23 protein-coding genes, 1 tRNA gene and 1 pseudogene are annotated in these 24,522 nt (G+C 42.1%); 12 read left to right on the forward strand and 13 right to left on the reverse strand.

Features of this window, described 5'->3' with window-relative positions:
* The first annotated feature begins 181 nt into the window (after positions 1–181).
* Both ACP26M_RS01840 and ACP26M_RS01845 read left to right on the forward strand, forming a co-directional pair.
* Positions 182–829, forward strand: a complete 648-nt coding sequence (locus ACP26M_RS01840) for an ankyrin repeat domain-containing protein (RefSeq protein WP_426585630.1) — start codon at positions 182–184, stop codon at positions 827–829.
* Positions 830–957: 128 nt separating this feature from the next.
* Positions 958–1,941 carry a GlxA family transcriptional regulator gene (locus ACP26M_RS01845; protein WP_426585632.1) on the forward strand — a complete coding sequence of 328 codons (984 nt, stop codon included), beginning with the start codon at positions 958–960 and terminating at the stop codon, positions 1,939–1,941.
* Positions 1,942–2,046: 105 nt separating this feature from the next.
* Here ACP26M_RS01845 and ACP26M_RS01850 read toward each other — a convergent pair whose 3' ends face one another.
* A complete protein-coding gene (locus ACP26M_RS01850; protein WP_426585634.1) occupies positions 2,047–3,345 on the reverse strand; it encodes an IS110 family transposase in 1,299 nt (432 codons plus the stop codon).
* Positions 3,346–3,668: 323 nt separating this feature from the next.
* The gene (locus ACP26M_RS01855) at positions 3,669–4,715 is read right to left on the reverse strand and encodes a sterol desaturase family protein (RefSeq protein WP_426585636.1); all 1,047 of its coding nucleotides are present in this window, start codon (positions 4,713–4,715) and stop codon (positions 3,669–3,671) included.
* Positions 4,716–4,997: 282 nt separating this feature from the next.
* Between ACP26M_RS01855 and ACP26M_RS01860 the strand changes: the two genes are divergently transcribed.
* Positions 4,998–5,378 carry a chorismate mutase gene (locus tag ACP26M_RS01860; RefSeq protein ID WP_176628568.1) on the forward strand — a complete coding sequence of 127 codons (381 nt, stop codon included), beginning with the start codon at positions 4,998–5,000 and terminating at the stop codon, positions 5,376–5,378.
* A 279-nt stretch (positions 5,379–5,657) separates the two neighbouring features.
* Positions 5,658–7,118 carry a glycoside hydrolase family 30 protein gene (locus ACP26M_RS01865; RefSeq protein WP_426585639.1) on the forward strand — a complete coding sequence of 487 codons (1,461 nt, stop codon included), beginning with the start codon at positions 5,658–5,660 and terminating at the stop codon, positions 7,116–7,118.
* A gap of 53 nt (positions 7,119–7,171) precedes the next feature.
* Here ACP26M_RS01865 and ACP26M_RS01870 read toward each other — a convergent pair whose 3' ends face one another.
* Positions 7,172–8,053 (reverse strand): endonuclease/exonuclease/phosphatase family protein, encoded by an 882-nt coding sequence (locus ACP26M_RS01870; RefSeq protein WP_426585641.1) that lies wholly within the window; start codon positions 8,051–8,053, stop codon positions 7,172–7,174.
* Between the two features lie 216 nt (positions 8,054–8,269).
* Positions 8,270–9,094 (reverse strand): formyltetrahydrofolate deformylase, encoded by an 825-nt coding sequence (gene purU / locus ACP26M_RS01875; RefSeq protein ID WP_426585643.1) that lies wholly within the window; start codon positions 9,092–9,094, stop codon positions 8,270–8,272.
* 120 nt (positions 9,095–9,214) lie between these two features.
* Here purU and ACP26M_RS01880 point away from each other — a divergent pair, with 120 nt between their 5' ends.
* Positions 9,215–9,637 carry a hypothetical protein gene (locus ACP26M_RS01880; protein ID WP_426585645.1) on the forward strand — a complete coding sequence of 141 codons (423 nt, stop codon included), beginning with the start codon at positions 9,215–9,217 and terminating at the stop codon, positions 9,635–9,637.
* A 153-nt stretch (positions 9,638–9,790) separates the two neighbouring features.
* Here the strand turns inward: ACP26M_RS01880 and ACP26M_RS01885 are convergent, their stop codons facing one another.
* Positions 9,791–10,153 carry a hypothetical protein gene (locus tag ACP26M_RS01885; RefSeq protein ID WP_426585647.1) on the reverse strand — a complete coding sequence of 121 codons (363 nt, stop codon included), beginning with the start codon at positions 10,151–10,153 and terminating at the stop codon, positions 9,791–9,793.
* A gap of 23 nt (positions 10,154–10,176) precedes the next feature.
* Positions 10,177–10,779 carry a DUF998 domain-containing protein gene (locus ACP26M_RS01890; RefSeq protein ID WP_426585649.1) on the reverse strand — a complete coding sequence of 201 codons (603 nt, stop codon included), beginning with the start codon at positions 10,777–10,779 and terminating at the stop codon, positions 10,177–10,179.
* 293 nt (positions 10,780–11,072) lie between these two features.
* On the opposite strand from ACP26M_RS01890, the gene ACP26M_RS01895 reads away from it, so the two are divergent.
* Positions 11,073–12,116, forward strand: coding sequence for a quinone-dependent dihydroorotate dehydrogenase (locus tag ACP26M_RS01895; RefSeq protein ID WP_426585651.1), 1,044 nt, complete (start codon positions 11,073–11,075; stop codon positions 12,114–12,116).
* Positions 12,117–12,334: 218 nt separating this feature from the next.
* On the opposite strand, the gene ACP26M_RS01900 is transcribed toward ACP26M_RS01895, so the two are convergent.
* The 3 genes from ACP26M_RS01900 to ACP26M_RS01910 form a co-directional block, all read right to left on the reverse strand.
* Positions 12,335–12,508, reverse strand: a complete 174-nt coding sequence (locus ACP26M_RS01900) for a spore protein (protein ID WP_090527770.1) — start codon at positions 12,506–12,508, stop codon at positions 12,335–12,337.
* Positions 12,509–12,538: 30 nt separating this feature from the next.
* A tRNA-Cys gene (locus tag ACP26M_RS01905) sits at positions 12,539–12,609 on the reverse strand.
* A 46-nt stretch (positions 12,610–12,655) separates the two neighbouring features.
* Positions 12,656–13,405 (reverse strand): TrmH family RNA methyltransferase, encoded by a 750-nt coding sequence (locus ACP26M_RS01910; protein WP_176628576.1) that lies wholly within the window; start codon positions 13,403–13,405, stop codon positions 12,656–12,658.
* Between ACP26M_RS01910 and ACP26M_RS01915 the strand changes: the two genes are divergently transcribed.
* Positions 13,396–15,756, forward strand: a complete 2,361-nt coding sequence (locus tag ACP26M_RS01915) for a BamA/TamA family outer membrane protein (RefSeq protein ID WP_426585654.1) — start codon at positions 13,396–13,398, stop codon at positions 15,754–15,756. The two genes, ACP26M_RS01910 and ACP26M_RS01915, sit on opposite strands and share 10 nt — an antisense overlap.
* 157 nt (positions 15,757–15,913) lie before the next feature.
* Here the strand turns inward: ACP26M_RS01915 and ACP26M_RS01920 are convergent, their stop codons facing one another.
* Both ACP26M_RS01920 and ACP26M_RS01925 read right to left on the reverse strand, forming a co-directional pair.
* Positions 15,914–16,447, reverse strand: a complete 534-nt coding sequence (locus ACP26M_RS01920; RefSeq protein ID WP_090527761.1) for a hypothetical protein — start codon at positions 16,445–16,447, stop codon at positions 15,914–15,916.
* A 64-nt stretch (positions 16,448–16,511) separates the two neighbouring features.
* On the reverse strand, positions 16,512–17,009 hold the full coding sequence (locus ACP26M_RS01925) for a TspO/MBR family protein (protein ID WP_426585656.1): 498 nt from the start codon (positions 17,007–17,009) through the stop codon (positions 16,512–16,514).
* A 152-nt stretch (positions 17,010–17,161) separates the two neighbouring features.
* On the opposite strand from ACP26M_RS01925, the gene ACP26M_RS01930 reads away from it, so the two are divergent.
* The 5 genes from ACP26M_RS01930 to ACP26M_RS01950 all read left to right on the forward strand — a co-directional run bounded on the left by ACP26M_RS01930 (position 17,162) and on the right by ACP26M_RS01950 (position 22,395).
* Positions 17,162–17,521, forward strand: a complete 360-nt coding sequence (locus ACP26M_RS01930; RefSeq protein ID WP_426585658.1) for a hypothetical protein — start codon at positions 17,162–17,164, stop codon at positions 17,519–17,521.
* 167 nt (positions 17,522–17,688) lie between these two features.
* Positions 17,689–18,459 (forward strand): SGNH/GDSL hydrolase family protein, encoded by a 771-nt coding sequence (locus ACP26M_RS01935; RefSeq protein ID WP_426585660.1) that lies wholly within the window; start codon positions 17,689–17,691, stop codon positions 18,457–18,459.
* A gap of 1 nt (position 18,460) precedes the next feature.
* Entirely contained in the window at positions 18,461–18,859 is a 399-nt protein-coding gene (locus ACP26M_RS01940; protein ID WP_426585662.1) for a hypothetical protein, read from the forward strand.
* A gap of 112 nt (positions 18,860–18,971) precedes the next feature.
* Positions 18,972–20,894, forward strand: coding sequence for an ABC-F family ATP-binding cassette domain-containing protein (locus ACP26M_RS01945; protein ID WP_426585664.1), 1,923 nt, complete (start codon positions 18,972–18,974; stop codon positions 20,892–20,894).
* Positions 20,895–21,144: 250 nt separating this feature from the next.
* A complete protein-coding gene (locus tag ACP26M_RS01950; protein WP_426585666.1) occupies positions 21,145–22,395 on the forward strand; it encodes a DUF5103 domain-containing protein in 1,251 nt (416 codons plus the stop codon).
* Positions 22,396–22,585: 190 nt separating this feature from the next.
* On the opposite strand, the gene ACP26M_RS01955 is transcribed toward ACP26M_RS01950, so the two are convergent.
* Together ACP26M_RS01955 and ACP26M_RS01960 are read right to left on the reverse strand one after the other, a co-directional pair.
* Positions 22,586–22,891 carry a GIY-YIG nuclease family protein gene (locus ACP26M_RS01955; RefSeq protein ID WP_426585668.1) on the reverse strand — a complete coding sequence of 102 codons (306 nt, stop codon included), beginning with the start codon at positions 22,889–22,891 and terminating at the stop codon, positions 22,586–22,588.
* Positions 22,892–23,056: 165 nt separating this feature from the next.
* A pseudogene (locus tag ACP26M_RS01960) lies at positions 23,057–24,319 on the reverse strand (KAP family P-loop NTPase fold protein); the annotation flags it as partial.
* Positions 24,320–24,522 lie beyond the last annotated feature (203 nt).

A 24,522-nucleotide genomic window follows, 5' to 3' on the forward strand; every position in this document is an offset into this window, starting at 1 on the left:
TTAGTATAATTGAAAAACAACGGTTGGAAATTAAAACTTCGCTTTTAAGCCTCACCCTCCCCGGTAGGAAGGGCTTTAGAAGTCTCCCCTTCCGGGGGAGATTTAGAGGGGGTTGCGTTGATACACCAATAAAGTAAATATAACAGCGCGCTTAATAGTAAACGCTTTACTTAACTAAGTAATGAGCATAGAAAGACTGGAAGAATATATCGCATCAGCCGATTTAGATAGTATCAATACCCTGCTTGGCCGCGACCCTGCGCTGGCTTTAAAAAAAACAAGCCTTAACGTATCGCCGCTGATGCTTTCATGCTATTATAAAAAGCCGGAGGTTACCAATTTACTGTTAAACTATGTAAGCGATATCAGTTTATTTGAAGCCGCTGCTGCCGGTAAATTTGATGTGGTTGCCCACCTGGTTGCTATTGATCCGAACACACTTGATGATTATGCTGACGATGGCTTTACTGCACTTGGGCTGGCCTGTTACTTTGGGCAGTTTGATGTGGCCAGGTACCTGGTGTTGAAGGGTGCAAATGTTAACCTTCAATCAAATAACGGTTTTAACGTATTCCCCATTCATTCGGCAACTGCCGGAAACTATACCGATATAGCCCGGATGCTGATCGAAAACGGCGCTCGGGTGAACGTTGTGCAGCAAGCCGGCGCTACGCCGCTGCATTCAGCCGCGCAGAATGGTAATCTTGAACTGATCATCCTGCTGCTGGAAAGCGGTGCCGAGGTTCATACCCGGATGGAAGGTGGCAAGCTTCCCGCCGACCTGGCCCGCGAAAAAGGTTTTGAAGAGATAGCTGAGATTTTGAGTTGATGTTTAAACGCTTAATTTTAAATTGGTTAAGTGATAGCTTTTTATCAATGATCTGCGTTTTTTAAGGCTTATCGCATGTTTTTGTGCCGGGTGCTTTTATATATTTGTAATAACCTGAATTATAACAAATGAAAGAAATAGCGCTGCTTATTCACGAAGACATTAATCTTTCAACCATATCGGGCGTATTGGATATGGTGAGGCATACTAACCGTTTCCTGGTTGAAAGCGGCAAAGCCGAAGCTTTTAGCGTAATGCTTGTAGGCGAAAAAATAAATAATAACCTGCTTTATTTCCCTGCCCAATTCACCGGTTTTAAAACTATTGATGAGATCAAAGATATTGACCTCGTGATAGCCCCCGCATTTTACGGTCCGCCGGATCTGGTGATGCGCAAAAACAAAAATTTGATAGACTTTATAAGGAATATGTACAATAAAGGCGCAGAAGTAGCCAGCCTGTGTTTTGGTAGCTATTTTTTGGCCGAAGCCGGCGTGCTTGATGGTAAACCCTGTACAACCCATTGGGTAGCTGTTGATGATATGAAACGGCGTTACCCCAAAGTGGAAATTTTACCGGATATGGTAACCACCGACAAAGGGGGGACTTATACTAGCGGAGGGGCTTTTTCAAGTATGAACCTGGTGCTTTATCTGATTGAAAAATATTGCGGCAGGGACACCGGCATATGGGCCAGCAAAATGTTTTCATTGGATATCGACCGTACCAGCCAGGCACACTTTAAGGTGTTTGAAGGGCAGCACCAACATGAAGACCAGGAAATAATGCGTTCGCAATTGTTTATCGAAAATAATTACCATTTGCCTATTTCGGTAGAGGAAATTGCCGGCCAAACCAACATGAGCAAGCGCAATTTCATCCGCCGATTCAAAAGCGCCACGCAAAATACCCCTATGGAATATCTGCAAAAGGTAAAGATTGAATCGGTAAAAAAGGGGCTCGAGAAAACCAATTTCAATATCAGCGAACTGATGTATAAAGTTGGTTATAATGATTTAAAGACATTCAGAAAGATCTTTAAACGGATAACAGGCTTAACCCCGCAGGACTACAGGAGTAAGTACTGCCGCAGGGCAGTGCTGGAAAATTAAAGATGAAGTATTTAAAATAAAAGACATGTCATTGTGAGCCTGTCGAAGACTCGTGCGCAGATGCCTGCCCGCCATGCTTCGACGGGCTACCCATGACATAATAATTTAAGCAGGTACAAGTTCCCTATTTAATTCAAAGGCGAGTTTTTCTAATCGCCTTTGTTTCTGTTCCTTAATGATATTTTCATAGGCTTGCAGCCCTTTTTCCACAAAGTCGGCTCCTTTTACAATTAAACGCCAGTATTGAGCGGCCAGTTTTCTGGCCGTTGCTTTAATAGCTATTGCCGGACCTTTTCTGCCCCTTAATCTTCTTGCAAATGAACCCCAGCCGATATACTTGCTGTTCAATAATCCATGGGCCATTTGTTTGAATATTTGCCCGACGGCCGGTTTACCCTTACTTTTACTTTTGTTCTTTTTCCCTGAACGATCCTGGCCGGGAGATAAACCAAGCCAGCTTGTGAAATGTTTTTCACTTGGCCATCGGCTAAGATCCGAACCCACCTCTGTGTATAACTGTAACCAGTTGTAATCTGTAATACCCGGAAGTTTAGTTGCATCCTTACCATCAAATATTTTTAACAGATGATCTCCCAGGTTGTTGATATGAGGTTTGTTGTGACGGATCGCCTTGCGTTTTCCTTCGCTTATTCCCGGCGGCAGGTTCTTATCCCTGTTGATCCGTTGTAAAACACTATCAATCTGGCTGTCGCATTCCATTATCTGGCCTTGATAAAAACCATAAGCCTTATAGGCCTGACCTAATGCAAAAAGCCCTTGCGCTGTATAATGACCTTGCAGGGCTTTCAATAGCTCTTCCCCTTTATTCTCCCTGATCTTTTTATGGCAAAGTGAAAACAACTTATCAGGATCTCGCTCGCCTTGCAGTATCGCATCGATTAACGCCATCCCGCTTACTCCATGGACCTGGCTTAATACCTCCGGCAAACGGATATTCATTTCTATTAAGGCCTTCTGCATGTGCTGAACATGCATGGCCGCACTCCGAAGATGATCCTCACGAAGGCGCTGGTAACTACGCAATTCTTTGATATGACCTTCGGATACATAACAGCGGTTCAGCAAGCCATAACTATGCAATTGCTGTATCCACTGACAATCTTTTACATCTGTTTTCCTGCCTGGTAACTGGCGCGTCTGTCTTCCGTCAACAAGCCACACATCCAATCCCCCATCTAAAAGAATATCGTAAAGTACATACCAGTATACTCCTGTGGCTTCCATTGCCACTGTACTTACCTTATGCTCCAATAAATAGTTCTTAAGTGATACCAGATCACTGGTGAAAGTCTCAAACGAACGAACCGGCTGGCCTTCAAGACCCACAAATACCTTGCGGGCTCCAATATCTATACCTGCCGCATGAAAATGCATCTTTTCCATACTTATAACGCTTTTTAAACCGTGCCCGAAGGAGTTTAAAGAAAAGACAGGCTACCCATCGGACAAATCACCCACACAAGGGATCGTACCATACCTTCAGACTCTTGCTTCGGAACCATACTCAGCAACAGGCAATAAGCACTATAACTCGGTCGGCCACACTGCACGGTTCAGCAATCTATGTAATTTCACCTTCAGAGGCCACGGATTTAAACACTCAGTATGACACCCCTTTTTAAAATTGTCATAGGTAGGAGGAACGAGGGTTGTGCTTCCGTTCGGTTGCCAGACTTCTTCGCAATGACATGGTTTTAAAAGTACTTTTAAACCATTTCTTCTTTTTCGCCCTGCTTCACAGCTTTTTTTTCCTGGTTATTTTCCTTCTCCTCAAGCGATTCAAAATAAGCTTTTTTGACTACAGTAGTCATTTTATGATCGCCGGTATGGCTCCAGCCCGGCGGCATTATAATGTATAAAAACTTGTTTTTGATGCCCGGCGCTTTACGTACATCTTTGGCCAGCGCTATGATCTCGCCAAAATAGGCATCCAAAAAGCTGTTTTTAATCATGGGACGACTGATGCCATATTCAATAGGGATCTTGCGGTCTTCATTTTGGAAGGTGCCGAAAACTTTATCCCATATCGGTAACAGGTTACAGAAATTGGTATCCATATATAATGGATTACGGGCATGGTGTACCCTGTGATGCGATGGCGTAAGTACGATTTTGTTCAGGAAGCCAAGACGCCCATCTTCAATAAGGTTTTCACCAATGTGGATCATTGATCCCCAAAAGCCATCCACAAACATGATCACAAACAGCATTGGCGGATTTACACCTAATAAAATGCAAATGCTGGTGCGGATGAGATCTGCATAAGGCGCTTCAAGAAAAAAATGGGCGAAAGTAACCGAAAGGTTCATGCTTTCGGGCGCGTGATGGGTTGAGTGGAGGCACCACAGGATCCTCACCTTATGCGCAAGATAGTGATACCAAAAATGTGCAAACTCCCATACTATGTACCCGTAAATAAACCAGTACCAGGTAAACGTTGTTTTAAAAATGGCAAACCTCGAAAAGAAACCGACGCAGAATCCCACCATGGCAATGGAAAGTACGCTGCCTATAAAAGCATTTAGCACGTAGGTCCAAAAAGAGATCTTGTAATGGATTACCTTGAATTTTTTATAAAAAGCCCCTCTGATGATCTCAAATACCAGCAATACAGGTAGCATAGGGCCTAATAAGGCTGTAATACCATCATAAGTAAGCAGTTTGCCATAATCGCCCGATTTGATGATGGTATACAATCCGCCGAGGCCAAAAAATCCTGTAATATGCTCGTATATCGTTTTTAAAAAATCCATATCGAAAATTAGGTTTACCGGTAAAAGGTTTTATTCAAATTTAGGAATAATTTATTTGTATATATGTAGGTACATGCAAATTCTTTGAAAAAGAGTATTAACATCACACGTCATGACTCATCTGCCTGCGCCCTTCAGTGAAAAGAAAAGAAATGATGGAACATCAAATAAAAAGGGTAGCGAGTGTAGTGATGTCAGGAGTGAGTAACTCTGCATCAATCCCGAAACAATCCGTTAACAGCAAGGTTATTTCTATAAATTTGCCTCAAAAAATCATCTGATATGAAATCATTTAACCGCGCTTTTGTATTATTTTTAGTGTGTATGATCCGGTACAGTTTAGTTAACGCCCAATCAACACCTATGACCCAAACTTCTGCCAGCAATCCACTACAAAACAACAGGATCAAAATTGATTCCCTCGATAAAAAACTTATAGCCTTATTGGGCGAACGCGAGAGAGTAGTAAAAGAGATCGGCATCTATAAAGCAAAAAACAATATTCCTGCCCTTCAGTCCGACCGTTTTAAACAGGTACTGGAAAAAACTGTCGAAGCCGGAAAACAGGAGGGGCTCTCCGCCACATTCATTACCGAACTTATGAATGCTATCCATAAAGAAAGCCTGCGCATTGAGGAAGAAATTAAGGCTCAAAAGCAATAGCGTGTGTAAAAAATACACCATACTTTAAAATGCATTTTAGCGCATCAAATCTGTAAGCAATTCGCTTGTTTATTATGGTATAATATTCTTATTATCAATTTATTAAAGTAAAATAAAATTTGGTATTAAGGCGTATCAATTTTCCTGGAACGACCTTTTGATGTGATAATTTATATCGGGATTTTTGCTTTTTTTTAATTAAGTTTAATAAATTTGACAACTCCGGTTAGCCACAATCCAGGCTTGTAACCAAGCCGGTAAGCCTATTTAATTAAACTCATGCAAAAAAAGTATTTAATTGCCTGTTTGATCGCGGGCGGATTATTAAAGATTGGCTTTGTCAGGGCCCAGGGTAAAGCGCCTTATTCGGTAATGGGTAGATCGGTCAAGGTGATTGTCTCTGAGCAAAAGGCCGGGTATAAATTTAAAGAAACCGAAACCCTGAAGTTTGCAGATAAGCCTCAACCTGCAGAAACAGAGGTGGCAGTTTTTATTGATCCGGCCAAAACATTCCAAACGATGATAGGAATTGGTGGTGCGCTTACAGATGCGGCAGCCGAAACCTATGCTAAACTGCCAAAAGATAAACAAAAAGAATTTTTAACTGCTTGCTATAATAAAGCCAAAGGCATTGGTTACTCCTTTGGCCGCACCAATATTCAAAGCTGTGATTTTTCGAGCGATAGCTACAGTTATGTAAAAGATGGTGATAAGGACTTAAAAACCTTCGATATCAGTCATGATAAAACCTACCGGATTCCTTTTATTAAAGCGGCCGCAGCGGCTGCGGGAGGTAAACTGACCATGTTTGTGTCACCCTGGAGCCCTCCTGCTTTTATGAAAGATAATAACGATGTACTGCATGGAGGTAAGCTCAAAAAGGAATTTGATCAAAGCTGGGCCAATTTTTACGTTAAGTTTATTAAAGCTTATGAAAAAGAAGGGGTTCCTATATGGGGCCTTTCGGTACAAAACGAACCGATGGCTAAGCAAACATGGGAATCATGCATGTATACTGCCGAAGAGGAGCGTGATTTTGTAAAGAACTTTTTGGGCCCAACCTTGCAAAAACAAGGCCTGGCCAATAAAAAACTGATAGTTTGGGACCATAACCGAGATTTGCTTTACCAGCGCGCCAGTACTATCCTGGAAGATCCGGCAGCGGCCAAATACATCTGGGGTATCGGTTTCCATTGGTATGAAACCTGGACCGGGGCAGGCCAAAATTTTGAAGCCACCCGTCGTACCCATGAAGCATTCCCAGGCAAAAACCTGGTATTTACCGAAGGGTGTATCGAAAAATTTGATTTCAACAAGATCAATGACTGGTCGCTTGGTGAACGTTATGGGCTTTCAATGATCAATGACTTTAATGCCGGTACCGTAGCCTGGACCGACTGGAACGTATTGCTTGATGAAAAAGGCGGGCCAAATCACGTAGGCAACTTTTGCTTTGCCCCGGTACATGCCGACTTGCGCAACGGAAGCCTCATCTACACCAGTTCATACTATTACATAGGCCATTTCTCTAAATATATTCACCCCGGTGCAAAACGCATTAGCGCGGTAGCCAGCAGGGATAAGCTGTTAACAACCGCTTACCAAAACCCCGATGGCTCAATTGCAGTGGTGGTAATGAACAAAACCGACGAAAAAATAGATTACAGCCTTTGGATAAAAGGAAAAGCGGCAGGCACTATTGCCCTGCCGCACTCAATTGCTACACTTATAGTGAAGTGATCTTTATAAAAATCTTTAGTTTAATCAATCAACTAAATCTCTGGTATGGTGGGTCATTTATGATCCACCATTATCATTACCGGGAAGTGGTCGCTGGGCTCCTTAGCCTCATATTTATCCGATCCTTTAGCCTTTGCCCTGTAGGTATCTGTTAAGATCCCGTATCTCTTTACCGTAAAATCTTTGGTTACAAAAATATGATCGATACGGCCGCTGGTTTTACCATTAGCATCAAAATCATTAAAAGTACCATTGGTAGCATATTTTATGGGCGATAGCTCATAGCTATCCTTCAACGTCCCCGAGTTATTAATTACCGCGTAGCTGTCAGACGTTTGATCAACATTAAAATCGCCTGATAAAATAGCAGGCGCGTTACCGCCTAACTCTTTCGCTTTTTTCAATACCAGCTTTGCGCTCTCACGGCGGGCAACAACACCTATATGGTCCATATGTAGGTTAAAGTAGTAAAACTTGTAACCGCTTTTTATCTCCTGGAAATATCCCCATGAGCAGATCCTTGGAAGTGCGGCATCCCAGCCTTTGTTGGGCTTGTTGGTAATCGGCGCCATCCAGAAATCGCCATGTTTCAACAGTTTAAATTTATCCTTTTTGTAAAAAATGGCCGAGAACTCTCCGGCAGTTTTACCATCATCACGGCCTATACCGGTATAAGCGTACCGGGGCATGGCCTGTTTTAAACCATTAAGCTGGTGTACCAAGCCTTCCTGGGTGCCAAAAATATCCCAGTCATGAAAGCGGATGAGCTGCGTTATAACCGGCAGGCGCTGTTTCCAGCCATTACCTCGTACCGAATCATCATTTGTAGCATTATCATTACGTAAGTTATACGTGGCAATAGTAAGCTGATGCTGGCCATAACTTGCTGAAACAGAAAGTATAGCCGTAAATAACAAAGAAAGTAGTTTTTTCATAGTAATATTTAGATGAGATGCCAACGGCACTTGAACAAAGTTAAAAGTAAGTTACACGCTGAAGAGTATTTAACCGGCGAAAACTTACGAGGGTTCAAAATTTTGTAAGCCAGGAGTAATTCTATTCAGAATTTAGAGAAACATGCAAGGAGGCCGGGAACAAGCTTAGCTTCGCATTGGCAGTATCGGTACTATCCCGAACATTGGCGGGTGAGTTTACTCAAATACTACCGTTTTGTTCTTATACACAAATACCCGGTCTTCAAAAACAAGCTTTAGGGCCTTGGCTAATACGGCAGTTTCCACTTCCTGCCCGGCTTTTACCATGTCTGTCCAGCTATATGAGTGGTTTACCGGCACAATTTGCTGAGCAATGATCGGCCCTTCGTCCAACTCATTTGATACGTAGTGCGCCGTTGCCCCTATTAGTTTCACACCCCGTTCAAACGCCTGCTTATAGGGGTTGGCACCTATAAACGCCGGTAAAAACGAGTGATGGATATTAATGATCTTCATCGGAAATTCAGCCACAAATTGGGGCGACAGGATCCGCATAAATTTAGCCAGTACCACGTAATCAGGAGGATATTGTTTAATGGTACCAATCACCTTTTGTTCAAATTCGGCCTTGCTTACCTGTTCATGGCTGATGTGATAAAAAGGAACGTCAAATCGCTCGCATATGTTTTGCAGTTTGGCGTGATTGCCGATAACACATTGCACGCTTGCGCCCAGGGTATTAAAGTGGTTACGCACCAGGATATCGCTCAGGCAATGATACTCTTTGGTAGCCAGTACAACCACCTTCTTCACAGGCTCAGGGTTTACTGAAATATAAGCCCCTTCGGGCAGTATTTTACGTAATGAATCTTCGAGGCCGGTGTCGTCGCCTTGTTCAACTTCCAGGCGCGTAAAAAAAACATTTTCGTTATGATCAACATGCTCACGCATGGAAACTATATTGAGCAGGTGTTTAGCTAATGTTGCAGATATGGCCGCTACAAGGCCCACTTTGTCTTTACACTGTATTACAATAATCATGGTTTAATGATACAAAGAATTTTGCTGAATATACAACAGGCATTTCCCTTTAAATTATTTTACAACTTATTGTAGCAAAGCCATGTGCTGTACCGTAAGGTATCTTATAAACCCACAATTATGAGAATTATCCTGTTAGCAGCATCCGTAATTTTATTAGGTAGTATAACCGCCTGCAATAAAGGCGACCTTCCCGGGCCGGGCAGCAGCAGTATAGTTGGCAAATGGCGCTGGGTAAAATCAGTTGGCGGTATTGGCGGCTTTACCGTTACGCCACAAAGCAGCGGCTACAATATTCGAAATGAATTTTATGCTGATAGCAGTTTCAAAAGGTTCCAAAACGACGTGCTGCAGATCAGCGGTAATTTCCGCACTACTCCAAACTATCAATATAGCCCAACAGAAAATGCAGATATATTATTGCTCTCCGGGCCTACGCTTGATACGCGCCCGGTTTCATACCTCATCAGGCACGATACGCTTTACCTGAATGAAATTTATATAGCCGATGGGTTTAATGAGGTATACGTACGGATGAAATGATTGCCGTTACTTATCCTGGCATCGCTGTGCTCATTGCCTCCTCTCTAAATACGCATAAAGAGAGGAGGGTATTTTTTCTTACCCTCTTTGCAAAGCAGAGAGGGATACTGACTGGGTGAGTAAACTGTAAGCTATGCTTACCCTATATAATAGTTATTTAGCGTAATGCCCTATCTTCATCATATCCCGTACGGCGCTTGCTAATGAGGTCTTCTCATTATTATCAAGTTCTTTTTTCTTTTCGCCATCATTGAACTGATAGGTAATACGTCCGTTATAATCGCTTTCGGCACTTATTTCAAAGTCATTATTTTTGTATCTCACTTTCCCATTGGGCGAGATCCTGCTGATGCCCGTGCTATCAGCGGTAAAATACACGTGCCCCCAGTATTCAATCCGTCTTTCTCTGCCATCAGCGTTTTCAGAAATCACTGTATGCCTTCCGCCTATGTGGCAGGCATCTAATAAGGCTATCAAACCCATGACAACCAATACATAACCTAATAATTTTTTCATGTTGTTGTTTTTTTTAATGTTGATTATTTTAATTGACGCTGCTCTTTGGTGTTGAGCAGTTTTATAAAGCAGGAGCCGAGCGATACAAACCAAACCGACCAACCCAGGTGGGCCAATCTTTGAATAAGCCCGGTATAATTGTTTTGAATAGTAGCCGAAGGAATGAAGCGGATAAAGATGAGCAGCATAATACTCAGGCTTAATAGCGAAAGCTTCCTGATCTGTCTAAACTCCTCTCCCCGCCATAAAATAGCGGAAAGCAGCGCACCTGCGTAAAGCAGTAAAAACACCGGCCCGGATGCCGAATGCAGTGGGTTACCTGCATGAAATATAGCCGCCCAGCCAAACATGATAGGGAAACCTATCACCCCAAACACCGGTAGGATATTAAGCCCCAACTGGCTGCAAGCAATAAACAGGCCCGCCATAAAAAACACGCTGAGCACTGTATTGAGCAGCGTAAATGTTTCCATCAGCGTTTCAGATTTTGTGCCGATAGCGCCCAGCTCACTGATTGTATTGCTGAAATGATTGTAATTACCATGCACAAACCCGCAAACAATGGTTGAAAGCCAAAATACAATGGGAATAATGATGCCGGTATAGAGTAGCGGTTTAGTGTCCATTTTAATAATATTCAACTTGTTTTTCTTTCGATTAAAACAAAGTTAATATTAAACATGGTACTATACAATACATAGTACTATGTTTTTTATTTTATTTTTTCAAAACTGTTTAATGGCTTCGCCAAAACGTGTTAGTTTAAAAATGGATTGACGAAACCTGAATTTGATTTAGATGCACTTCGCCCTTGTCAGACAGGAAGGAGGCAACACAGCGTAATATCACAGAGATGAAACAGATACCGGTTATACCCATGCATTTATTCACCATCACAAAAATGTACTAACTTCGCGGCATGTATCAGTTGATAAAACCCATCCTGTTTAAGTTCGATCCGGAAAATGTGCATTACTTTGTTACCCGCAACCTGAAGCGCTTTAATCGTTTTCCGGGTGGTGCATCGTTAAGTAAAGCGATGTGGGATGTAAAAGATCCGAAGCTTGAACGCGAGGTTTTTGGTCTGAAGTTCAGAAACCCGGTTGGCCTGGCTGCAGGTTTTGATAAAAACGCAGAAATGATGGGCGAAATGGCCAACCTTGGCTTTGGTTTTGTTGAGATTGGCACTGTTACACCGCTGCCGCAACCTGGTAACGAAAAGCCGCGCATGTTCCGCCTACCGGCAGATAGCGCGCTCATTAACCGCATGGGTTTCAATAACTTTGGTGTAGACATAGCTGCCGAACGAATCGCCGCCTTCAGGCGCGATCCGAAAAATATCAACAAACAACTGATCATTGGCGGCAACATTGGTAAAAACAAGGTTACCCCTAACGAGGATGCTGTTAGTGACTACATTAAATGCTTTGACCGCCTGTTTGATGTAGTTGATTATTTTGTAGTAAACGTAAGTTCACCCAATACCCCGGGCTTGCGTGCCCTGCAGGAAAAGGGACCTTTGATGGAAATTTTGAATACATTACAGCAACGTAATAGTAAAAACGGTATCAGCAGACCTATTCTGCTAAAAATAGCGCCTGATTTAACTGATTCCCAACTGGATGATATTGTTGACATCGTACAGCAAACAGGTATAGCTGGAGTAATAGCCACTAATACTACTATCAGCCGGGAAAACCTTTCATCGCCGTTAAAAGAAGAAACCGGCGGGTTGAGCGGTAAACCGCTTACCCAACGCTCAACAGAAGTGATTGCATATCTGCATAAAAAATCTAACGGGTCGTTCCCCATCATCGGAGTAGGGGGGATCCACTCTGCCGAAGATGCCATTGAGAAATTAAACGCGGGTGCTTCATTGGTACAATTGTATACCGGTTTTATTTATGAAGGACCGGGCTTGATCGGGAGGATCAATAAAAAAATCCTGAACCATGATTTTTAGGATTGAAGGATTGTCCTGACATACGTTTTGAGATCAAATCTTCCGTTTCTTCCTTACGGAAATCTAATCCTTTTTTCGTTTTTTTTGAACCTGTGGGGGGCAGGGGTTGAGGAGGGAAATATGATGATCATTATCAAATCCTGAAAAGCCAATTCACAAAAAAAGTCCCGCCGGAAACCGACAGGACTTAAAGTCTTTTCTTCCGAAGAAAGGGAGAATTATTTGCCTAATGCGATATCTAAAGCTGCATTGTTTTTAGCTATCTGGCTGTGTTTTGACTCAGCAGAACGGCTTCCGTATTCAAGGTTAGTAGCCAGTTTCAAGAACTGTACTTCTAAGCGTGAAAAAGTTTTATTTCTCCTGTCTTTTCTTTTTAAACGAGTAACGCCCATTGTCTTTTATTTTAAATTTTTTTAACCCTGAGGTCGGAAGCGGATTCGAACCGCTGTAAAAGGTTTTGCAGACCTCTGCCTAGCCACTCGGCCATCCGACCCTTTTTTAAGGACTGCAAAGATAGCAATTATTTTTAGCGGACAAATTTATTTGAACGAATTTCTTTTTATTTCTGAACATAATATGGCCGTAGCTATAGCTACGTTCAATGATTCGGCATAGCCTATCCGGGGTATGGTTACTGTTTTATTTATTAACTGCTGTATTTCAGGGCGTAAGCCATTACCCTCGTTGCCCATAGCCAGTAAACCTTCACGGCCGAAATTGGTGTTGTAGATATTTTCGCCATCGAGCATGGCGCCAAATAATGGGAGCTTTATTTCGGGGATGATAGTCATTAAGTCGCCGTAATGCACATTTACCCGTGCTAATGAGCCCATGGTAGCCTGCACCACTTTGGGGTTATAAACATCAACGGTATCATCTGAGCAAATAATATCGGTAATGCCAAACCAGTCGGCCGTGCGGATAATAGTGCCCATATTGCCGGGGTCCTGCACCCCATCAAGCACCAGCGAGAACTTGTTTTTCAGTAAGTTATAATTTAATCTGGGCCATTTTGGTATTTTTATCAAACCAATTACATCCTGTGGGGTTTTCAAACTGCTGATCTTTTCCAGATCGGTCAATGAAATTTCCTGAAAATTTATTTTTCGGGATAAATTCATCATTTTTGGAGCAATTTCGGATGTATGGTATATAGCATCAACCTGGTATGCAGCGTTTACAAACTCAACAACTGATTTGTAACCCTCAACCAAAAATAAACCATGCTCTTTACGGAATTTTTTATGTTGTAAGGATTTTAATAAACTGATCTGTGATTTTGAAAGCATATACTAAGCCTGCTGTTTACCGCCTTACAATATTAAGTATTTTACTGGTTATTATCGGTTCGGGCTGCAGCATTACCCGTGGCATCCGCAAAGACCAGGCACTGGTGCGCAAAATTACTATAAAAGGTATTGACGAGCAATTTGCGGAAACCGCTATAAATTATGTGGATAAGGAGCAACAACCCAATAACTGGCTCAATCTGCAGTTGTACTATACTTTTAGCAATAAAGGTAAAAAAAATATAGGCGAAGCCCCCGTTGTTGTTGATAGTAACCTGATCGAGTACTCGCGTGTACAGATGGAAAAATACATCCGCAGCCGTGGTTACCTGAAAGCGAAGGTCACCGACAGTGTGGTGATAAAAAAGCAAAAAGCTGAGCTGATTTTTACTGCTAATGAGGGCCCTATGTTCCGCATCCGCAAATTTACCGATAGCATTGCCGATAATAATATTAAAGCATTGTATAATGGTAACCGCAACAGGATCTCGCACATACAGCCAGGCGGCAGGTTTGACACCGATAGTTTAGCTTACGACCGCGACCAGCTCTATTTGCTCATGAAGCATAACGGTTACTACGATTTTTACAGGCAATATATCAATTTTACCTATGATTCCACCTTTAACAGCAGTGTGGTTGATGTAAAAATGATCATTGATAACCCCGCGGGGAAAACACAACACCCGGTTTATACTATCAACAATACATTAATTACGATATCAAACAGTCAGGGGCGTACGCCTGGTAAAGTTGATACGATACAAGTTGATTCACAATTCAGGTTTGTTGACTACTCAAAAAGGTTCAAACCAAGGGTAGTAACCGATTACGTTTTTCAGAAAAAAGGCGAGATCTATGATATTGATAAGCAAACACGCACCACCACTCGCTTATCCGAGTTAAATGTTTTCAGAAATGTGCCCAACCCCGTTTACGAAAAACTGAAGGATAGCTCTAACAGGCTTAATACCCGGATAGATATTGTGCCGCTTAAACGGATGAGCGATCGTGTAGAAGGTGAGGTGCTTTTTAGCGGCGGTCGTTTTGGTTATAACGTGGGTAACACCTTTACCGACAGGAATTTATTTAAACAGGCTGCTATATTGCAGCTAAAAGTTAACTGGAGCATCCTTTTTGATAATGGCAATAATGTGGGTAATGATCATAGCAGTATTCAAAACCAGGAGTTTAGGGTAGGAGCACAGCTTGTCTATCCGCGGCTATTGCTTCCGTTCAAATTTCCGTTTCTTGGTAAATTTGCGGTTCCACACACCACATTTTCATCAAACTATTCGCTGTTTTACCAAAAAGATCTGGTTAAGCGCGAAAGTTTTATCAATTCCATTACGTACGACTTTTTTGATACACCGTATAAAACGCATACTATTACGCCCATTAACATTGAGTTTTCGAGGGGCATAATTGATCCGGCTGCAAGGGCGGCGCTGCTTGCACAAAACAGGTACTCCTATGTTTATTTAATCGGGCGTACGGTTTTTACATCCGGTAGCCAATACACTTACCAGGTTAATGCCATAAAGCTTAATGGTTATGAAAATTTCACCTATTTCCGGGGCAGTTTAGATATTGGCGGGAATTTTCTTAACCTGGTAAGCAATCTCACCAATGCTCCTAAAGATACTCTTGGGCAACACAAGCTTTTTGGATATACTTTTGCGCAGTATACCAAAGTTGAGCTTGATACGCGCATCTATCGAAACTTTGGTGGCGAGAAACAATTTGTTTTCCGTCTAAACCCGGGTATAGGTATCCCTTACGGTAATAGCAATCAGCTTATTTTTGAAAAGAATTTTTATGCAGGCGGAGCCAATGATATCAGGGCCTGGCTGCCGCGAACCTTAGGACCAGGGCAATTTAACCGGGGTGCGTATTACGGTACCGATGTTAATAACCGGGCACGTTTGAAATACCTTGACCAGTTTGGCGAGATCAAGTTTATAACCAATGCCGAGTACCGGTACCTGTTGGCAAATAACTTTTTTGGTGCAAAACTTAAAGGTGCGGTTTTTGTTGATGCCGGTAATGTATGGCGCTTGCATGATGAGCCTGATAACCCCAACGGACAGTTTAAACTGAACAACTTTTTAAGCTCAACGGCTGTAGGTATTGGTACCGGGTTGAGGTTCGACCTAAGCTTCTTCGTTTTTCGGCTTGATGCCGCCTTTAAACTTAAAGACCCGCAATTTAGCGGAGCTAACCAATGGGTGCTGGTTAACCATGCCGGCGAACTGTTTAGCAAAGGTTCATTCAAACAAGCTTACAAAGCAGCCAACGGAGAAGATTACAACTTTATGCAGTTGAACTTTGGCATTGGATTACCTTTTTAAGATTTTTAGGTAAAAGGATAAAGGTGAAAGGCAAAAGGTAGCTGCAGCTTTACGTGTGCATCTGTTTTTTTAAAACTTTTACTTTTCGTTTTACTTTCACCTCTCCATAAAAAACCTTTGACCTTTCGCCTTTGACCTTTCGCCTTTGACCTTCCTTCTAAAACATATTCTTCAACCCATCAATAATGCTTTCAAAAAAGGTTGGAATGCTTAAGCCGTTGTGGTAATTGAAATACAGGAAGATACAGAAGATTACTACGGCAATAATGATAAACCGCTTAAACATATAAGCCAGCAATACCAGTAACAGGGGAATGGCTATCAACAGTACCCAGCTGATATGGAATGGACTTAGTTTACTATCATGCTTGTAAATGTAGTATAGTATGGCATGTGTGCCGGAATCGTTCATATGTTTGGCGTACAGGAAGGTTGAACGGTCAAGCTTGTGGCGGTAAAAAGCCGTGCCTTTGTCAAACTTAAGTTCTTCGGTAAAACCGTTCATTACAAAGGTGAAAATGCCGTTTACATTTTCCTGTATCACGCCTGCAGTATCGGTTGCAACTACGGCTACCTCATCAACCGCAAAGGGGTTTTCTTTAATTACAAAATGGTTGATAGCAGTTTTATCGGCAAACGCAAAGCTGTGTGCTGCTGTAATAAAGCAAAAAATAAGTAAAAGTTTTTTCATGGTTTGATAGAAAGCTCTTATCGGTGCTGTAATTATCTGCAATAAAAATAGCGTTTTTTATGAGCTATCGGTTAAAGAAATAAATACTCGCGTTAAGTATGCTGGCAAAGCTAACCCACAATAAATACGGAATCAATAACAGTGCTGCAACCCGGTTAAATTTATTAAACCAGTTGATGTTTACAATAATGCTGAACCACAGTAAGATGATCACAACCATGGCTGTTGCTATTTGGTGCATGCCAAAGAATGTTATCGACCACGAAAAGTTTAAAATAAGCTGAATGAAATACACTGAACGCGCGATGATAAAAGCGGGTTTACGACTGCGGTGTTTCCAAACAAGATAAGCAGCGGTTGCTATCATGATATAAATTACGGTCCATACAGGTGCAAACAACCAGGGTGGCGGGTTAAACGACGGCTTTTTGAGTGTGCTGTACCAGCCGGCAATTTCGGGCCGGGTTACCAGTGAGGCAACAAAACCAATAAATAGCACGATTAGCAAACTGATGAGGTAAGGTAAAAATTGAAAACGTTTGGTGGATGCAGCTACGGGCATATGTTATTTGAACTGTTAAAAGATGCGTAAGTTTTATCACGAACGAATAATCTTTAAAACTAAATAAACATTACTGTTACGTAAAGCAACTGTTTTGCAATAAATACACAAGGGATGGGTAGTATTAACAGTTAAATATTAGTTTAGCCCGTATGATAAAAGCCTACAGGTTATATACCGGCAATGACGGTCATTCGCATATAGAAAAAGGTGTGGTTGATTTAGGAACATTTGACGAAGCGCTTGCTATCAGGTTCCTGGAATCGGAGCCGCATGCGTTTTATGATTACCATAATGCCCCAACCAATCAGTATGTGATAACCCTTACCGGTACGCTTGAATTTGAAACCTACCCCGGCGAAAAATTCATACTTAAGCCCGGCGAGATCCTGATAGCCCAGGATATAACCGGAACAGCACACAAATGGCGACTGATTGGCGATGAACCCTGGAAAAGGGTTTATGTTACTTTTGATCCGGCAAAGCCGGTGAACTTTGTAGCTGATAAATAACTGAAAACAACTGCCGCGGGTTTAGCGCAGTGTAACCCGCGGCAGATTAGAGTTGTGATCACGGATCTACGTAATATTCCTTTTACAAATCCTGATACAAAAGCCAACAAAATTTTAATAGTTATAGTAAATCAGTATTTTCGGCAAATACCTTTTATAACCCACAAATGAAAAATACCCAACAGAACTATCGCCGCCAATTTTTAAAGACAGCTGCCGTAGGCACAATTGCCTCTATGGGGATCCCATCTATTGTTTCATCAGCATTAGCTGCCGAAAAACCGGCAAGAAGACTGACTTTTAACCAGGGCGATGTAGTGCTTTTTCAGGGCGATTCCATTACCGACTGGGGGCGTGACCATAGCAAAACCGAACCCAATACCACCAGCGCATTAGGCTCGGGTTATGCCTTGCTCACAGCTTCGCAATTGCTGCTTAAACATGCCGATAAAGGTTTAAAGATCTACAATAAAGGTATCAGCGGTAATAAAGTATATCAGCTTACCGAACGCTGGGATACTGATTGTCTTGCCCTTAAACCAAACGTACTAAGCATCCACATAGGTGTAAACGACTTTTGGCACACCCTTACCAACGGTTACAAAGGCACAATAGATACTTACATTACCGACTATAGGGCATTACTAACCCGCACCAAACAGGCCCTGCCCGATATTAAACTGGTGATCTGCGAACCCTTTGCCGAAAAAAATGTGAAAGCTGTTGATGATAAATGGTACCCCACATTTGATTCGTTCCGCAAAGCTGCTAAAGACATTGCTGCAGAGTTCGATGCGGTATTTGTGCCTTATCAATCAGCATTTGACCAAGCCGAACAAACAGCACCGGCCACCTACTGGAACCTTGATGGTGTACACCCCAGTGTAGCCGGCGAAGCCCTTATGGCACAAACATGGTTAAAAGCGGTGGGAGCGTAAAATGAAAAGTATATTAATGTTATTGCTGCTAACCCGTTTGTGGAGCAGTACACCACCTAAGGATATTACCGGAAAATGGCAAGTTGATCATGTTGACATTTCAGGGAGCACCATGAAAATGAATGAGCAGCAAAAGGCCATGATGATAAAATCACTAAAAGGCATTTTCTCCAACGCTGATTTTGATTTTAATGCCAACCACCATTTTTATTTGACCCCGGCGATAAAGAGTATGCCGAAAGGTGACTGGGAATACGATCCGGATAAAGGTGTGATACGCGTTAAAGAATTAAATAACACGGGAACTGTAATGATGATCAATGTTGTAGAAAAAGATGGGGGTACAGTATTTGAAATGGTAGAAACCCAGATCGTTTTAAAAGTTCACAGAAAATCCTGATTAGGAATGGATTCAATTTTGTCATCCCGGTTTCGTTATTAAGCATTACCCAATAAAGCCTTAAGCTTTCTGCCTTCGGCATTCAGCTCAAAAACAGTATCTTTGCGCGTAAATGATTGCTATAAATAACCTTACGTTCGAGATTGGTGCGCGGGCCTTATATGATGAAGCCAACTGGCATATTAAACCCGGTGAAAAAATTGGTTTAATTGGTGCCAACGGTACTGGTAAAACCACCCTTTTAAAAATTATTGTAGGCGACTATAAGCCTACCTCCGGAACTGTTTCAATGGCTAAGGACCTTACCATGGGGTACCTTAACCAGGATCTGCTTTCATACTCATCTGATAAAAACATCGTACACGTGGCTATGGAAGCCTTTGAGCGCCAGAACCAACTGCACGACGAGATAGAGAACCTGCTTAAAAAGCTGGAAACGGATTATAGCGAAGATCTTTTAAATAAACTGAGCGACAAGCAGCATGAGTTTGAACTGCTTGACGGTTACAATATCGAATATAAAGCCCACGAAATTTTAGCCGGTTTGGGTTTTAGCGATGACGATTGCAAGCGTAAGCTGAGCACCTTTTCGGGTGGATGGCGCATGCGTGTAATGCTGGCCAAGATCCTGTTGCAGGCACCTGATATCCTGCTGCTGGATGAGCCTACCAACCACCTCGACTTGCCATCTATCCAATGGCTGGAAGATTACCTGAAGGCTTTTACCGGTGCTATCATCATCGTATCGCACGATAGGTGGTTTCTGGATAAGGTGATCAACCGTACGGTTGAATCGCGCAAAGGCAAGCTTACCGTTTACGCGGGCAACTACTCTTTCTATCTCGAAGAAAAAGCCCTGCGCGAAGAAATTCAGCGCGGTGAGTTTAAAAACCAGCAATCAAAAATTAAACAGGAAGAGCGTTTGATCGAGCGTTTCCGTGCCAAGGCTTCTAAAGCTAAAATGGCGCAATCCCGCATCAAAATGCTGGATAGGATGGAGCGTATTGACGATGTGGATGACGATAATCCATCCGTTAACTTCGCTTTCCGTTTCAGCAAGCAATCGGGCAGGCACGTGATCACTTTAGAGGATATCACCAAAAAATACCCTGCTATCGATATTCTTGACCACGCCGAAGCTGTAATTGAAAAAGGTGATAAAATTGCCCTCATCGGTGCCAACGGTAAAGGTAAATCAACGCTGTTGCGTATCATCGCATCGGCCGATAAGGATTATACAGGTACGGTAACTACCGGTCATAACGTAACTACTACTTTTTTTGCACAGCACCAGCTGGAGTCCCTGCACCTCGAAAACCAGATCCTGCAGGAGCTGCAATCATTCGCCCCAAAACATACTGATACCGAGTTGCGTACCATTTTAGGTTCGTTTTTGTTTACCGGCGATGATGTGTTCAAGAAGATCAAGGTATTATCTGGGGGTGAAAAATCGCGTGTGGCTTTAGCTAAGGCACTTACCGCCGATGCCAACTTCCTGGTACTGGATGAGCCTACCAACCACCTGGATATGCAGTCGGTTAATATCCTGATCCAGGCGCTTGACCAGTACGAGGGTACTTTCATTGTGGTATCGCACGACAGGTATTTCCTTGATAACGTAGCTAACAAGATCTGGTTTATTGAAGATCAGAAGATCAAGATCTACCCTGGTACTTATGCCGAGTTTGATGAATGGTATGCCAAACGCAAACTGGAGCCCAAAGCTGCCGCGCCTGCACCTCAGCCCAAAAAGGAGGAGAAAAAGCCTGAGCCTGTTAAACAACCACAAGGCGAAAACAAACATCAGCAGCTTAAAAAACTAAACCAGGACCTGGCCAAAATGGAACAACAAATTGCCGACCTTGAAAAAGAAGTAAAGCAGTTTGAAACCCAGCTGGCCGACGAAAAAATATACAGCGATAACGCCAAGCTAAAACAAACCAACGCTGCCTACAGCGCCAAGCAAACCGAACTGAAACAATTGCAGGAAAAGTGGGAAGCACTGGCCGAGCAGATCTTGGAGCTGGAATCGTAAGCGTGAAATGAAATTTCCCCGTCATTGCGAGGCACGAAGCAATCCCCGATTAGCAGAGTAGCTATGCAAGTTTCTCTGTACAGTTCGCGATTGCTTCGTACCTCGCAATGACGTTTAACGTCCCATCAGGGTTCTCTCGGAGAGGACCCTGATGTATGCGCTATACAGGTTCACTTGTACAGTTCGCGATTGCTTCGTGCCTCGCAATGACGTTTGTTTTATAGTGCTTTAACTGAATTAACAGGTTTATATGAAAAAGCTTTACATTATCCTCTTCATCCTCCTGTCACTAAATACCTTCGCCCAATCCCCCTATAACAACAACGTTTACTCACCGGCCATAAAAAGCGTGGAGTTTTACAATACTGCCAAGCAGGGCTCTTTCCCGGTTATTAATTTGGGGACTGATGAAAAGGTGCTGTTAACCTTTGATGACCTGCGCGGGGGCAGCCGCAACTACTATTACACCATTGAACATTGCGATGCCAACTGGAACTCATCAAACCTTTCATCGGCCGAGTACATGCAAAATTTTACCGACGACCGGCTGTATAATTACAGCTACTCAACCGGTACCATGCAAAAATATACCCATTATGAAATTTCGTTGCCTAACAACAACATAGCCCCTAAAATATCGGGTAACTATGTGCTGAAGGTTTATGAAGATGGCGACCAAAATAAAATGGTGCTTACCCGCAGGCTGTATGTGTTGGGCAAACGCGTGTTGATAGCTGCCGATCTGGTGCCTTCGGCCAATAATGCTACCCGGCAAACTAATCAAAAAATCAATTTTACGGTTGATTATTCGGGCCTTGTTGTGCAGAACCCGGCTTATGCCCTGCGTACTTTTATTATGCAAAACGCCCGTACCGAAACAGCGGTGCTTAACGGGCAGCCAACCTATATCCGTGGTTCGCAGCTGATTTATAACGATGTAAGCATTAATGATTTCCCCGGCCGTAACGAGTTCAGGCTGTTTGATATGCGTACGCTCAAGCTTAATTCGCAAAGGGTAGCTAAAATTTACAAAGATTCAACCAACGTGGTAGTGCTGCTTGGCGACCCGGTGCGCGACCAGCCCAACTACATTTTTCAGTACGATAACGACGGTAAGTTTTATATCCTGAATAACGACGGCACCACACCGGCTACCGATGCCGATTACGCGCACGTATACTTCACCCTATCAACCAATAAAGACCCTAAAGACGGAGCACCATACGTAGTAGGCCAGTTTAACAATTATCGCCTTGATGAAAGCAACCGGCTTCACCCGCTTGATAACGGCAGGTACACGGTAAACATGCTGTTAAAACAAGGCGTGTACGATTATGAATACGTTTGGGTAGATGCCAAAACAGGCAAAGCCGATGATATCCCTTTTGAGGGCAGCCACTTTGAAACCGAAAACGAATACCAGATGCTTACCTACTACCGCCCGCCCGCTGCCCGATGGGATGAGCTAGTTGGTTATAGGGAGTTGGTGACAAAAAGATAATGGCCTCACCTAACTCCTCTACGAAGGAGAGGACTTTAAAAACAAACTTAACAGCGTTTGCGAATTAAAAGCTTCCGCTTAGGAGAAGGCTGTCTCATCCTAAAAAAAGTTTAAAAAGTCACGAGTACGCCACGCTTTTCCCTGCGCTGCTTACTCGCGCCAGTTGGGTACTTGCACGGCCTTCACCATCTCAATCCTTTAACAAATCATCATACAAATCCTTCCACTCCGGATTAAGTTCTTCAATTAGCTTAACTTTCATTTGCCTATTCCCACCTTTCAGCGCTTTTTCAGCAGCAATCGCTTCCTCAATATGGGCATAAAATAGATAGTAAACTAACTTATTGCAATTGTATTTAGCCGCAAAGCTTTGAGGATAGGTTTTGTTTTTATGATCGAATATTCTACTTATAATGTCTGATGTTACCCCCGTGTACAGTACTGAGTTAGTTTTATTGGTGATAATGTAAACACATCCGCCTCGTTGCATAACCATAGGTGTAATGTAAGGAAGATTTCGGTGTGTTGAGAAACTGGAATTTAAAATAACCCGTCATTGCGAGGTACGAAGCAATCGCGAACTGTACAGGGCAAACTTGATAATAAGCCCCAAGTGCGCGATGCTTTTCTTAATGCTGCATACTTGCACCACTTGAGGAAATTAAATCGTTGTTTTTTTTAAAGGTTCCAACAAATCAATTTTTTTCAGAAGAATTTCCAAACTAAAGCTATAACGATCCGTGCGTCTAAAGTCTTTCAGTGCATTTAAAAGCCTAATATTCGAATCTTCATTAACAAATCCAGATCTAATTAGCAAAGTATCTTCATTTTGATCTTTTTTTTCGAAAAGATTAGAACCCCTTCTCTGTCTTTCTGAATAATAGTTATCGTAAAACTGTAGAAATTGAGCCTCTTGATAAATAAAATAATTCAAATCATATTCATCAATCTTATCTGGAAAGAAGTTATTTAGCTTTTCAACCGTTTCTTGTAAGTTAATGTCTTTATTCACAATTCTTTGGTAGAAGTTTCTCTCAAAATCTCTGATAAAAATTAATAAAAATAAAGTTGATGAAAATACATAACTATTATGTCCAAAAAGGTTTAGTACAAGTCGGGCATGGCCAAAGATTTTCTCTTGTTGCCTTAAAGGCGTATTATGCTTTTTAAATATGTGTTCAGCCATTTCTATAAAATTCTCTTTATCATTTCTTAGATCAGGGAACTTTTTACGATCTGACGAGTTAAAAAAGTCATCGAAGCCGAAATAATCATATAAATACCTACAGAAAAGCTGGGTGTCTATTAAAGGAATAGAATATTCGATGTCAATAAATCTTCTCAAATATTCATTCGCATCTATTCGATCGCTACCATAGAAGCCCCTTATTGCATTTCCAAGTTGCGTTTTATCTATAGTCAAAACGAATACAATTCCAGATACATTAAAAAAGTGCTTGACTTGCTCTAATACTTCAACTGCGTAATTGGGTCTGCACCTATCTAACTCGTCAACCAAAAATACCAATGGTTTTCCTTCAGTATTTTCTTTAATAAACACTTCTAATGCATTTCGAAACTCGAGGAGGCCCTTTTTTTTCTTAGCATATTCATTTACTTCATCGCTTAAAATATCAACAGCAGATTCCGCAAAATCTCCTATGATTTCTTGTAGTACTTTATGCCCAACATATTTTTCCGCAATAGCTTTTATTAACCCTGGGAGTACCTTCTTGGTTATTACTGCCCCTTTAGATAATAACGACTTAAAAGTTGAATCTGCCTTATCGGAAACAATCGTTTTTAATTCAGCTAAAATTGCAACCAACGGGCTACTATCAAAATCATTTACCCAAGCATTGAAATACAATGTCTTGTAGCCGTGGATTTCAAGTTGCTTTTTCCACATTTTTACAAATGTTGTTTTCCCGGTTCCTCACCTACTATCAATCGCTAAAACAAAGCCATCAGAATAAGAGCCGATAATATCCGTTAAAATTTGGCCATATTTTTTTCGGCCGAGCTTACAGTTTTTGAACGGATCATCATCGGGTATCTCAATATCATTGTGTCTGATTTTCATATATAAGAGATATTATCTCATAAATATAATGATAATCCGCTTCC

The organism is Mucilaginibacter sp. R-33 (genome assembly GCF_049949235.1).
Lineage (GTDB): Bacteria > Bacteroidota > Bacteroidia > Sphingobacteriales > Sphingobacteriaceae > Mucilaginibacter.